The sequence below is a fragment of the Gemella morbillorum genome (assembly GCF_900476045.1).
Lineage (GTDB): Bacteria > Bacillota > Bacilli > Staphylococcales > Gemellaceae > Gemella > Gemella morbillorum.
Genome location: NZ_LS483440.1, coordinates 685,161 through 697,410 on the forward strand (window position 1 = coordinate 685,161; position 12,250 = coordinate 697,410).

General features: G+C 30.1%; 13 protein-coding genes. 8 read left to right on the forward strand and 5 right to left on the reverse strand.

Annotated elements, in window-relative coordinates; all coding sequences use genetic code 11:
* Positions 1-43: 43 nt before the first annotated feature.
* Positions 44-736, reverse strand: coding sequence for a 50S ribosomal protein L1 (gene rplA / locus DQN46_RS03395; protein ID WP_004632247.1), 693 nt, complete (start codon positions 734-736; stop codon positions 44-46).
* A gap of 13 nt (positions 737-749) precedes the next feature.
* A complete protein-coding gene (gene rplK / locus DQN46_RS03400) occupies positions 750-1,175 on the reverse strand; it encodes a 50S ribosomal protein L11 (RefSeq protein WP_004632244.1) in 426 nt (141 codons plus the stop codon).
* 368 nt (positions 1,176-1,543) lie between these two features.
* On the opposite strand from rplK, the gene rny reads away from it, so the two are divergent.
* Positions 1,544-3,097, forward strand: coding sequence for a ribonuclease Y (gene rny, locus DQN46_RS03405; protein WP_004632243.1), 1,554 nt, complete (start codon positions 1,544-1,546; stop codon positions 3,095-3,097).
* Positions 3,098-3,395: 298 nt separating this feature from the next.
* Complete coding sequence (locus tag DQN46_RS03410; protein WP_004632240.1) at positions 3,396-4,196, forward strand: formate/nitrite transporter family protein; 801 nt, start codon at positions 3,396-3,398, stop codon at positions 4,194-4,196.
* Between the two features lie 76 nt (positions 4,197-4,272).
* Here the strand turns inward: DQN46_RS03410 and DQN46_RS03415 are convergent, their stop codons facing one another.
* A complete protein-coding gene (locus tag DQN46_RS03415) occupies positions 4,273-5,358 on the reverse strand; it encodes a branched-chain amino acid aminotransferase (protein ID WP_111743025.1) in 1,086 nt (361 codons plus the stop codon).
* 350 nt (positions 5,359-5,708) lie between these two features.
* On the opposite strand from DQN46_RS03415, the gene tmk reads away from it, so the two are divergent.
* From tmk to DQN46_RS03445, 6 genes are read left to right on the forward strand one after another with little or no spacing between them, the layout of a single operon-like run.
* Positions 5,709-6,335 carry a dTMP kinase gene (gene tmk, locus DQN46_RS03420; RefSeq protein WP_004632237.1) on the forward strand — a complete coding sequence of 209 codons (627 nt, stop codon included), beginning with the start codon at positions 5,709-5,711 and terminating at the stop codon, positions 6,333-6,335.
* The gene (locus tag DQN46_RS03425) at positions 6,325-7,158 is read left to right on the forward strand and encodes a DNA polymerase III subunit delta' (RefSeq protein WP_111743026.1); all 834 of its coding nucleotides are present in this window, start codon (positions 6,325-6,327) and stop codon (positions 7,156-7,158) included. The genes tmk and DQN46_RS03425 overlap by 11 nt, the downstream gene beginning before the upstream one ends.
* A gap of 5 nt (positions 7,159-7,163) precedes the next feature.
* Positions 7,164-7,898, forward strand: coding sequence for a tRNA1(Val) (adenine(37)-N6)-methyltransferase (locus DQN46_RS03430; RefSeq protein WP_004632234.1), 735 nt, complete (start codon positions 7,164-7,166; stop codon positions 7,896-7,898).
* A complete protein-coding gene (locus tag DQN46_RS03435; protein ID WP_111743027.1) occupies positions 7,888-8,193 on the forward strand; it encodes a GIY-YIG nuclease family protein in 306 nt (101 codons plus the stop codon). The genes DQN46_RS03430 and DQN46_RS03435 overlap by 11 nt, the downstream gene beginning before the upstream one ends.
* Position 8,194: 1 nt before the next feature.
* Positions 8,195-9,025: a 16S rRNA (cytidine(1402)-2'-O)-methyltransferase gene (gene rsmI, locus DQN46_RS03440; RefSeq protein ID WP_004632232.1), complete on the forward strand. Its 831-nt coding sequence runs from the start codon at positions 8,195-8,197 to the stop codon at positions 9,023-9,025.
* On the forward strand, positions 9,018-9,335 hold the full coding sequence (locus tag DQN46_RS03445; RefSeq protein ID WP_231120306.1) for a hypothetical protein: 318 nt from the start codon (positions 9,018-9,020) through the stop codon (positions 9,333-9,335). Before rsmI ends, DQN46_RS03445 begins: the two co-directional genes overlap by 8 nt.
* 10 nt (positions 9,336-9,345) lie before the next feature.
* On the opposite strand, the gene DQN46_RS03450 is transcribed toward DQN46_RS03445, so the two are convergent.
* Both DQN46_RS03450 and trkA read right to left on the reverse strand, forming a co-directional pair.
* On the reverse strand, positions 9,346-10,824 hold the full coding sequence (locus tag DQN46_RS03450) for a TrkH family potassium uptake protein (RefSeq protein ID WP_111743028.1): 1,479 nt from the start codon (positions 10,822-10,824) through the stop codon (positions 9,346-9,348).
* Between the two features lie 2 nt (positions 10,825-10,826).
* Positions 10,827-12,203 carry a Trk system potassium transporter TrkA gene (gene trkA, locus DQN46_RS03455; protein WP_004632230.1) on the reverse strand — a complete coding sequence of 459 codons (1,377 nt, stop codon included), beginning with the start codon at positions 12,201-12,203 and terminating at the stop codon, positions 10,827-10,829.
* Positions 12,204-12,250: the final 47 nt, after the last annotated feature.

The following is a 12,250-nucleotide window of genomic DNA, read 5'->3' on the forward strand; positions in this document are numbered from 1 at the left end:
TAAAAAAGAGTACTTCCGAAGAAATACTCTTTAAATTAAATTCTTATTTGAATTCAGCTGTATTAACACGAACTCCAGGTCCCATAGTTGTAGTAACAGCTACAGATTTGAAGTAAGTACCTTTAGCAGCAGCTGGTTTAGCTTTAGCTAAAGCTTCTTGAACAGCTTTGAAGTTTTCTACTAAATCTTCAGTAGAGAATGAAACTTTACCGATTGGAGTGTGAACAACACCAGCTTTTTCAGCACGGTATTCAACTTTACCAGCTTTGATTTCATTAACTGCTTTTGTAACGTCCATAGTTACTGTACCAGTTTTAGGGTTTGGCATTAATCCTTTAGGTCCTAATACACGACCAATTTTACCAACTTCTCCCATCATATCTGGAGTAGCAACGATTACGTCAAAATCAAACCAACCTTGTTGGATTTTAGTGATATATTCACCTTGTCCTACGTAGTCAGCTCCTGCTGCTTCAGCTTCAGCTGCTTTATCACCTTTAGCGAATACTAAAACTTTAGCAGTTTTACCAGTTCCTTTTGGAAGTACAACAGCTCCACGAACTTGTTGATCGTTTTTACGAGTGTCAACTCCTAGACGGAATGCAACTTCTACAGTTGCGTCAAATTTTACTGTACTTGTTTTTTTAGCTAATTCGATTGCTTCTACTACAGAGTATAGACTAGAAGAATCTACTAATTTAGCTGCTTCAAGATATTTTTTACCTTTTTTTGCCATTATAACTATCCTCCTATTCTCCTATTAAGATACCCATACTTCTTGCAGTACCTTCGATCATACGCATTGCTGCTTCTAGAGAAGCTGCGTTTAAATCTTCCATTTTTAGCTCAGCGATTTCTTGAACTTGTGCTTTTGAAACTGTAGCAACTTTGTCACGGTTAGGGACAGCAGATGCTTTGTCAATTTTAGCAGCTTTTTTAAGTAATACTGGAGCCGGTGGTGTTTTAGTAACGAAAGTAAATGAACGGTCTTCATATACTGAAATTACCACTGGGATAATTAATCCTGCTTGGTCTTGTGTACGAGCATTGAATTCTTTACAGAATCCCATGATGTTTACACCAGCTTGACCTAACGCTGGACCAACTGGTGGAGCTGGGTTAGCTTTACCTGCTGGTACTTGTAATTTAACTACTTTTATAATTTTTTTAGCCACGATAAAACCTCCTAATATATTTTTCGTGATGTGGTCATTTGAACGTTGTATAAATTTACGTTCTCCCACTCAATCAAGTCTTGTATTTTTACATACTTGAATATGATAACATACCAACAATTATATTGCAAGTATTTTGTTGATATTTTTATGAGAAATATTTAATTTTAATTCAGAAATATTAATTAATATATTATGTGATTAATAATACTTAAAAGTAAGTTTTGAAAGTTTGTCTTGTATTGACTTTTTAGTGTCAGTAGTGTAAAATTATACTTATGGTGTATTAACCGTTTTATTGAGTATAGTTTTAAATAAAATAATTTAGTATATCATAAGAAATTTTTTCAATAGAAAGAGGTTGCAAGATGATTTATGGAATAATCAGTGTTGCAGCTTTACTTGTTGGACTTTTATTTGGATATATTATTTCAAAAAATTCGATTCAAAAAAGATTAGAATTATCTAAACAAGATGCAGAACATATTATTGGTGAAGCGAAAAAAGAAGCAAGATATATAGTAGAAAAAGAAACTACTATTGCAAAAAAAGAAGCTGAAGAGATAATTAATATTGCAAATAAAGAAGTAGAATTTAAAAAGCAAGATATTCAAAGACAAGAAGATAGAATTCTTCAAAAAGAATCTTCATTAGAACGTCAAACAGAACTTTTAAACAAAAAAGATGAATTGTTAAGTTCTAGAGAGATGAAATTGGAAGAAAAGTCTCAATTACTTGATGAAAAAAGTAATGAGGTTGGTCAACTTAAGATTCAACAAGAAACAGAGTTGCAAAGAATTGCAAACTTAACAGAAGAACAAGCTCGTGAAGAGATTATGGCTACAGTGGAAGCTGATATGGCCAAAGATATGGCAATCTATATTAGAAATAAAGAGTTAGAAGCAAAAAGTACAGCGGATAAACGTGCTAAGGAACTTATTGTTCAGTCATTACAACGTTTTGCTACAGATGTTGTTAGTGAGACAACAGTATCAGTAGTAGATCTTCCCAGTGATGATATGAAAGGACGTATTATTGGACGTGAGGGTAGAAATATCCGTACTTTAGAAACTTTAACTGGGGTAGATTTAATTATCGATGATACTCCAGAAGCAGTTATCTTATCAGGATATGATCCAATTCGTCGAGAAGTGGCTAAATCAGCTATTAAATCACTTATTGATGACGGACGTATTCATCCTTCTAAAATTGAAGAAGCTGTAGATAAAGCAAAAAGAAATATTGATCAAGTAATTCGTGATGCAGGAGAGCAAGCTACATTTGATTTAGGTATTCATAATATGCATCCTGATTTAGTAAAAATAGTAGGTAAGTTGAAATATAGAACAAGTTATGGACAAAATGGACTTCAACACTCAATGGAAGTAGCTTATATTTCTGGGCTTATTGCTGCTGAATTGGACTTAGATGTTGCATTAGCTCGACGTGCAGGATTGCTTCATGATATTGGTAAAGCGCTTGATCATGAAGTTGAAGGTTCACACGTTGAAATTGGTGTTGCGTTAGCTCTTAAATATAAGGAAAATGCGATTGTGGTTAATGCAATTGCTTCGCACCACGGAGATACAGAACCAACAAATCCTATTTCAGTTATAGTTGCCACTGCGGATGCACTTTCAGCATCTCGCCCAGGAGCAAGAAGAGAGTCATTAGAACATTATATTAAACGTCTACAAAAACTTGAGGAAATTGCAAATGAACATAAAGGTGTTGAGAAGACCTTTGCTATTCAGGCGGGTCGTGAGATTCGTGTAATTGTAAACCCTCAAGAAGTTGACGATACGAAAACTTATAAAATTGCCAAAGAAGTAAAAAATAAAATCGAAGAAACGATGCAATATCCGGGTAATATTAAAGTCAATGTTATTCGCGAAGTAAGAGCTGTTAAGCTAGCAAGATAAAAATAAAAAAGTGATTGATTTAAAATTCAATCACTTTTTTATTTTTATTAATGTAATAATATTGAATATAGTAATGGTTAGAATTTGAAATCTAATAGATTATAAATATATGTAAAATTTTATTTATGTGGATTAAAAGATATTGTTATATAAATAATATTAAATTATTAGCAATAGAATAATATTTGTAAATAATTTTTGATTATTTGGTGAGAAATAAAGTATTATAAAACAGTTTGAAAAAAACGTTTTTATAATGTATAATAATTTATATAAATAAATAAGGAGAAAAATTATTATGGCAAATATGACAAAAACATATCTAGAGCCGCAGGAAATTTATGAATATACTAGTAAGAAAGGTGTTGCAAAAGCTACTGCTAATCTTAAATATATGCTTAGTTTAGGTTTCTTAGGGGGAGCATTTATTTCAGTTGGTTATCTGGCATATATTCGTGTAGCAGGGACATTACCACATGAATGGGGTGGATTAGGAACTCTTTTAGGGGCAGCTGTATTCCCTATTGGACTTATATGTATTTTAGTAGGTGGGGGAGAATTAATTACAAGTAATATGATGGCCGTTACGTTATCTGTATTTGATAAAAAATTAAAACCGTCGTTATTATTAAAAAATTTAATTGTTATTACACTAGCTAACTTAGTTGGAGCTTTATTTGTTGCATACTTTTTAGGACATCTAACAGGTCTTACAGAAGGAGCAGTTTTTGAAAAAACTGTACATACAGCAGAGGCAAAGATTAATGCAAATTATATTCAAATGATTTGTTCAGGAATAGGTTGTAACTGGCTTGTTGGAATGGGAGCTTGGCTTGCATTCTGTGCTAAAGATACGAGTGGAAAAATTATAGGTGTTTGGTTCCCTATAATGACATTCGTTGCTATTGGATTCCAACACGTTGTGGCAAATATGTTTGTAATTCCAGCAGCTATGTTTGGAGGAGCAAACATTACTATGGGACAATTTTTAAATAACATGGTAGGTGTATTTATAGGAAACTATTTAGGTGGAGCTATCTTAGTAGCAGGGCTATATACATTAGCATATAAAAAGAAAAATACAGAAAGTAATAGTTAATTAAAACGTAAGATTAAATTAGTATTTATAAATAAAGAAGAAGCCTAGAATATTTTTTCTAAGCTTCTTTTATCTATTATTCTTCTACTTTTACTACCCAACCAAACTTATCTTCAACTTTTCCAAGTTGGATTCCAGTAAGTAGGTCGTAAATTTTACTTGTCCATTCACCTGGTTTGCCATCTTTTATAATTTCTAATTTCTTAGTTCCATCGAATAATTCTCCAACTGGAGCAATTACAGCAGCAGTACCACATAAGAATACCTCATCAAGTTTACCATTGTCATACGCTTCGTAAACTTCGTCTAAAGATAATTTTCTTTCTTCTACTTTTTCTCCCAGTGATTTAAGTAGTTCGATTACTGATGCACGCGTAATACCTGGAAGGATAGATCCATTTAGTTCCGGTGTAACAAACACTCCATCAATTTTGAAGAAGATATTCATAGCACCACCTTCTTCAATGTATTTTTGTTCAACACCATCTAGCCATAGTGATTGAGAATAGCCAAGTTCTTGTGCTTTTTTCTGTCCTTTAAGAGACCCGGCATAGTTACCGGCAGTTTTAGCGAAACCAAATCCACCGCGAACTGCACGAACATATTCGTGTTCAACAAAGATTTTATTAGGCTGTAAACCAGCTTTAAAGTAACTTCCTGATGGAGATAAAATAATGATAAATTTAACTTCATTATTTGGATGAACTCCTAAAGCTTCTTCAGCTCCGAAAACAAATGGTCTAACATATAATGATGTTCCTTCAGACTTTGGAATCCAATCTTTATCTATAGAAATTAATTTTTTCAATGCTGCTAATGCAAACTCTTCATCAAGTTCAGGAAGAGCAATACGGTCAGCAGATTTATTTAAACGTCTGAAGTTTTGCTCAGGACGGAATAAAACAGGCTCTCCGTTAGCCATATACGCCTTCATTCCTTCAAAGATGCTTTGACCATAATGTAGGACGTTTAGAGCTGGAGACATTGGGATTGGACCGTATGGAACGATACGTGGATCATACCAACCTTTTTCTGGAGTCCAGTCCATAACGAACATGTGGTCTGTAAATACTTTACCAAAACCTAATTTATCATCTGGTGTCTTTTCTTTTGGGGAAGTAGTAAGCTCTACTCTGATATCATTTACTGTTAATTTTGTCATATATAAATCTCCTTCATGTAACCATTTAATTTACTTAATATGTATTATAATACTAAAAAAAGAATTTTTCAATACTTTTATTTAAATTTTCTGAAATTTTAAATGAAAAATCGGATATTTTATGTGTGAGGATTGAAAAATTAACTAATAATAGTCTAAAAACAATTCATTATAATTAATAGCATTTTTATTTTTATCCAAATTATGTTACAATATTATCAATATTATAATTGAAAAAAATATGGTGTTTATTGGATTAAATACATATTTATTATGAAATATAAAAAATGCTAAATAAGCGTTGATGATAAGTTGATCGTTTATAAATAATAGTAGAGAGGTTTATACTCATGAAAGGAAAATTCATAACTGTAGAAGGATCTGATGGTTCAGGGAAAACTACATTTATTAATTCTGCAACTGAATATTTAATAAAAAAAGGTTATAAAGTGATAACTACTCGTGAACCTGGGGGTACAGTATTTAGTGAAAAAGTTCGTGAACTTTTATTTGATAGTTCAAATGAAATAGATGCTAAAACAGAGAGTTTACTGTTTTGCGTAAGTAGACGTGATCATATTATAAAAAAAATAATTCCATATGTAGAAGAAGGATATATAGTTATTTGTGACCGTTTTGTTGATAGTTCTATAGCATATCAAAGCTACGGTAGAGGACTTAATAAACAAGATATAATTGATATTAATAAATATACTACTGATGGTTTAGAGCCTGATTTAACTCTATATTTTAATGTAGATGTGGAAATAGGGTTATCTCGTACAAAAGGTCGTGATGAAAATAATCGAATGGACAATGAAAGTTTGAAGTTTTATAAAGATGTAAAACGTGGATATGATGAACTTTCTAATGATTATAAAAAACGTATAAAGGTTATCGATGCAAATCAAGATTATGAAAAAGTAGAGAAAGACGCATTTAAAATATTGGAAGGATTTTTAAACAATGAATTTTAATAAAGACGATATTGCTGTAAAATCTTTAACAAATTCATTAAAAAATAATAAACTATCCCATGCCTATCTAGTAGTAAGTGAGGATAGTTTATATTGTGATGAGTTTATTTTACAATTTGTTAAAGCAGTTTTTTGTTTAGATAATAATTCTAAAGACTTTAAAAATTGTGGGAAATGTAAAAATTGCACTAGCATAGAACATAATAACTATGTAGACTTCTATAAAGTAGATACTGAAACGTCAATAAAAAAAGAAGAGATACAATTACTAAAAAAAGAATTTAGTATTAAGTCCTACTATGGAAAAAAGATATATTGGATAAAAGACATAGAGAAAATGACTGATCAAGCAGCTAATAGTCTGCTTAAATTTTTAGAAGAGCCAGAAGAAGACATAATAGCTATTTTGAGTTGTAAAAATACAAGTGCAGTTTTACCAACAATAATTTCACGTTGCCAGCAAATTAAGCTTGTAGGAAAAAAAGAGGAAAAACTAGAAGGTAAAGAATTTTTAGAAAAAATAATTTTTGAATTTAAAAATAAATTTGAGTATAAAAAACACTTTGCAAATATTTATCTTTTAAACGAATTAAAAAATAAGGAAGAGATACTTGATTTTTTTGAAACAGTTAATAAGAAAATAGAAATTAGCTATACTATGTCCTCTTCTTTAGAAAATATAAAGAATATCAGTCGAGTTCATGAAAAAGTGTTACAGGCAATTTATGATATAAAAGCTAATGTAAATTCAGTATTAGTGTTAGAAAAATTTTTATTTTCACTTATCCTTGATGAAAATAGGCTAGATTTTCTTGGAGAGTAGAGAAAATGACTGAGAACATAAGAGAAGATATAGTATCTAAAAATTATAAAATTTTACAAAAAATAGACCATTATAGTATGTCGACAGATTCTTTTTTATTACCTTATTTTTCCAATGTTCCTAAAAGTTCTAAAAAGAAGATAATAGAGCTTTGTAGTGGGAATGGAGGAATTTCTATTATTTTACGTGAGAAAAGTCAAGCACAGATAGAAATGTTAGAAATTCAAGAAGATTTGGTAGAATTAAGTAGAAGAAGTATTGAACTTAATAAACTAACTGGAATAAATGTTAAAAATGGAGATATAAAGAAAATAAAAGATTATTATAAGCCATCATCGTTTGATTATGTAATATGTAATCCGCCTTATTTTCCAGTGAAAAATATGCCTAACCAAAGGGAAAAGTTTAATCATAATATCTCACGTCATGAAATATTATGTAATCTTAGTGATGTTATAAAATCTATAAAGTATTTATTGAAGCAAAATGGTAAATTTAGTCTAGTTCATCGCACATATCGTATTTCTGATATAATATCAGAATGTGGAAAAAATAGTTTAGCAATAAAGAGAATAAGATTTGTTTATAGTAAAGAATCTAGTGATAACAGCAAAATAGTGTTAGTAGAGGGAAGTATTTCTAACGTAAGTGACATAAAAGTCGAACAACCTTTATATATCTATAAAGAAGATGATACATATACAGAAGAAATGAAGAAGGTGTACGGAATTGACAGTTAGTTATATATATGTAGTAGAATGTGCAGATAAAAGTTTTTATACAGGATATACTACAGATATAGTGCGTAGAATAAAATTGCATAATGCTAAAAAAGGAGCTAAGTACACTAGGGCAAGAGGCCCTGTCACTTTGGTATACTTTGAGGAGTATGAAACAAAAAGTGAAGCGACAAAAGCAGAAAGTTCGTTTAAGAAACTAACTCGTATGCAAAAAGAAAAATATATTTTAGTGAATACTAATAAGGAAAAAAAAGAGAAGATAAAAAACTATAATAAAAAAATAAAGGAGGATTAACATGTTATATTTAGTGGCAACTCCTATAGGTAATCTTGAGGATATAACTTTAAGAGCGTTAAAAGTTTTAAAAAGCGTAGAAATTTTAGCATGCGAAGACACAAGAAATACGCAAAAATTGCTAAATCATTATGAAATAACAGGTAAAAAGTTAATAAGTTATCATGAGCATAATGAAGAAAAAACGAGTGAAAAAATTATAAGTTATTTAGAAGAGGGAAGGGAAGTAGCACTTGTTACAGACGCGGGAATGCCTTGTATTTCTGATCCCGGATATATTTTGGTAGAAAAAATAAAAAAGGCAGGGCTTCCTATTACGACATTACCTGGAGCGAATGCTGGATTAACAGCCTTAGTAGCTAGTGGTATTGAATCTTATAATTATACATTTTATGGATTTTTACCTAGAAAATCAAAAGATTTAAAGCTGAAATTAGAAGAAATTTTAAAAATGAATACTACTTCTATTTTATACGAATCACCTTATCGAGTGAAAAATCTAGTAGAAGAGATTTCAAAAATTTCCCCAACTAGAAAGATTTCCGTGGCTCGAGAATTAACAAAAATGTTTGAGCAAATAGAAACTTCTTCAGCAGAAGAAATTCTAGAGATGTTAGGAAATAAGATAAAAGAAAAAGGAGAGTTTGTTGTTATAATTTCTCCAAATAAAGATGAGAAGTCAGAAGAAGTTAATGTTGATGAGTTAGTAGAACTTATTTACCAAAAAGTTCAAAGTGGGGTAAAGAAATCTGAAGCTATAAAAAATATTGCAAAAGAATTTGGTATAAATAAGAAAGAGGTCTATAGTTTGTATCATGAAAAGTATGATTAGTTTATTTATAATTAATATCTTAATAATATTATTTTTTATTTTATCATTTTGGTATAAAGTATTTTTTATACCCGTATCTATTTTATTAATATTAAATATAATAGCTATTTATATAAAAAGTTCAACATTAGATAAAAATGAACAAAAGAAAAAAATAGTATTGCATAAAGTGAAAAATTCTTTATCCATTATATTGGGATATTCAGAAGCACATAATGATGGTATGATTTCTAAAAACGATATGGATGAAAAAATAAATGAAGAAATAGCAGAAATAGTAGCGATAATAAAAGAAGAGATTTATAAATAAAATCTCTTCTTTATTTATGAAAATTGGTAGTTTTTGCTTTTTTTCTTCGTTTTGTCCACGTTTTAGCAGAGAAGAATACAACCAATGGTATCAATTCTAAACGACCAAGTAGCATAGAAAAACATAGAATTACTTTTGTAAAGTAGGGTATTGCTGAAAAGTTACTCATCGGACCAAAATGATTAAAGGCTGGTCCAGCATTACTAATAGAAGTAACGGTTAATGAAATTGCATCTTCAAAATCATTTATTTGGAATGTTACTAAAAATAATATAATAACAAAAATAAATCCAAATAATAATAAATAATTAGCAAGCGGTGTAGTATCTTTTATAACTTTACCATCTATTTTAAACATTGATATTTTCCTTGGGTTAAGTGCCTTACCAATAGATTGTTTGGCGTTTTTTATAAAGAATATTAGACGAGGTATCTTAATTCCACCTGCTGTACCTCCTGTACATCCTCCAACAAGCATTAAAATAAGAATAATCATTTTAGAAAAAACTGGCCAGATATTAAAATCATTATAAGTAAACCCGGTTGTAGAAACTATAGATGATACTGTAAAGAAAACATCTAATAAACTGTGGTTAGGAGTATCATAAGAACGATAAATATCTAAAAACATAATTACAAATAAAATACTTATCATCCCTAAAAACCAACGTAATTCTTCACTTTTTAAAACTTTAAAATAATGTTTAAAGATAATAAAATATATTAAACTTAAATTCATTGAAAATATAAGCATGAATATAGCAATAACTACAGTTATGTAAGTACTATTGTAATAACCAATACCAAGGTTTCTTGGAGCAAATCCACCAGTTCCAGCAGTAGAAAATGCTAGATTAATACTATCAAATATACCAATACCACCAGATAATAACAGAACAAACAAAATTGCTGTTAAAGCTATATAAATTCCGTATAAATATCTTGCGGTTTGTTTCATAGATGATACTACTTTCCCAAAATATGGTCCAGGAACTTCAGCTTTCGCAATATGAATTGTATGAGGAGAACGCGGTAGAATAGCTAACGCAAAAACAATAACCCCCATACCTCCTATAAAGTGGGTGAAACTTCTCCAAAATAGGAGACTTTTACTTAAACTTTCTATATCTTGCAGAATAGTAGAACCTGTCGTTGTAAAACCACTAACTGTTTCAAAAAGACTATCGATATAACTAGGAATTTCCCCAGATAGGTAAAAAGGTAATGCACCTATAAGAGAAAATGCAATCCAAGTCAGAGTTACAATAACAAATCCTTCTCTTTTGTAGAAATCACGTTCACTGTCATCATCAGTAATTGTATTAATAGTAGAATACAAAACAAAACTAATTATGGATGCAGCAAGAAAAGCTACTGTAACATTCGAAGGCTCTTTGTAAATTAAAGATACTATCATAGGGACAACTAATAATCCAGCTAACAATTTTAGCATCCTAGCAAGAACGTAAAAAATCATTTTATAGTTCATACTTATTGCCCCCTAGAAATAATATCATCGATATGCTCAATTTTATGTTTATAACTAACGACAACAACGTTGTCATCTAATTTGATTTCATCATCACCATTAGGGAAAATTTGTTTATTGTTTCTTATTATAAATGCTATTAACATATTAGGGTTTATAGCTAAATCTTTTAGTTTTATGCCGAGGATTTTAGCGCTATTATTTGTGATTTTAAACTCTATTACTTCTGCTTGGTTATTAGCTATACGATAAAAGTTTTCAATATCAGAATGTTTGCTACATTGCAGAGATTTTGTGTATTTTGTAATAATATTACCAACGATTTCTTTAGGGGTAATATAAGAATATTGTCCAATATCTTCAGCAATTTGTTTAAGAGAAGCGCGATTAACTTTTGCAACAGTCTTTTTAATACCAAGCTTGTCTGCATAAAGATTTATAATGATGTTTTCCTCATCAAAACCAGTTAGAGAAATACAACTATCAAAAGTTTGGATTCCCTCTTCTATAAGAGTATCACGATCACTACCATCAGCCCAAATAACATCAATATCAGGAAAGGTTTCGCTAAGGGCGATAGCTTTATTTTTATCGATTTCTATGACTTTTACATAAAAATTAGCTATTTGTAAAAATTCAACAAGGTAATAAGCTATTTTTCCACCACCAATAACAAGAGACGATGTAATTTTTTTCTCCATATTATCTTGATTACCTAATAGTTTGTAGAACTTTTTCAAGTTTTTGTTTGCGGCTGTAATATGAACTTTATCGCCTACGTTGAAAACATAATTACCACGTGGTACAAAAACTTCTCCTTGTCTTTCTACTAAACAAACTAATGAAGGAAAATCAATTATTTTTTTACTATCTATTAAAGAGACACCATTTAATATACTGTTACTATTGATGATAACTTCTAATATATTGAATTTTCCACCAAAAAAACTTTCAACTTTTATTGCAGTTGGATACTTTAACATATGAGAGATCTGTTTAGCAGCTTCATACTCAGGGTTTACCATAAGATCTATACCTAGTGATTCACGTAAGAATTCTTTTGTTTTTGAGTACTCAGGATTTCTAATTCTTGCTATTGTATATTTTGCTCCCATCTGTTTAGCAGCAATACAACAAATCATATTAATTTCATCACTTGCTGTAACAGAAATAAACATATCCGCCTCCGCTGAATCTGCTCTTGTTAGCACTTCATAGTTAGCGCCATTACCTAATATTCCATTAATGTCATATGTTTCAACAAGTTTTTCAACACGTAATTCATTAGTATCAATAATTGTTACTTCTTTAAAGATGTTAGAAAAATCGGCACAAAGTAACTCACCAACTTTTCCACCACCCACTATAACTACTTTCACGAATAAAACTCCTTTTTTGAGTGATAATCATATTATAAAATTATTAT

Bases quoted from the DNA above. Each gene is read 5' to 3' on its own strand.
- DQN46_RS03410 (WP_004632240.1), top strand. From the start codon at position 3,396: ATGGCAAATATGACAAAAACATATCTAGAGCCGCAGGAAATTTATGAA.
- DQN46_RS03425 (WP_111743026.1), top strand. From the start codon at position 6,325: ATGAATTTTAATAAAGACGATATTGCTGTAAAATCTTTAACAAATTCA.
- rsmI (WP_004632232.1), top strand. From the start codon at position 8,195: ATGTTATATTTAGTGGCAACTCCTATAGGTAATCTTGAGGATATAACT.
- DQN46_RS03415 (WP_111743025.1), bottom strand. From the start codon at position 5,358: ATGACAAAATTAACAGTAAATGATATCAGAGTAGAGCTTACTACTTCC.
- rny (WP_004632243.1), top strand. From the start codon at position 1,544: ATGATTTATGGAATAATCAGTGTTGCAGCTTTACTTGTTGGACTTTTA.
- rplA (WP_004632247.1), bottom strand. From the start codon at position 736: ATGGCAAAAAAAGGTAAAAAATATCTTGAAGCAGCTAAATTAGTAGAT.
- DQN46_RS03450 (WP_111743028.1), bottom strand. From the start codon at position 10,824: ATGAACTATAAAATGATTTTTTACGTTCTTGCTAGGATGCTAAAATTG.
- DQN46_RS03430 (WP_004632234.1), top strand. From the start codon at position 7,164: ATGACTGAGAACATAAGAGAAGATATAGTATCTAAAAATTATAAAATT.
- tmk (WP_004632237.1), top strand. From the start codon at position 5,709: ATGAAAGGAAAATTCATAACTGTAGAAGGATCTGATGGTTCAGGGAAA.
- DQN46_RS03445 (WP_231120306.1), top strand. From the start codon at position 9,018: ATGATTAGTTTATTTATAATTAATATCTTAATAATATTATTTTTTATT.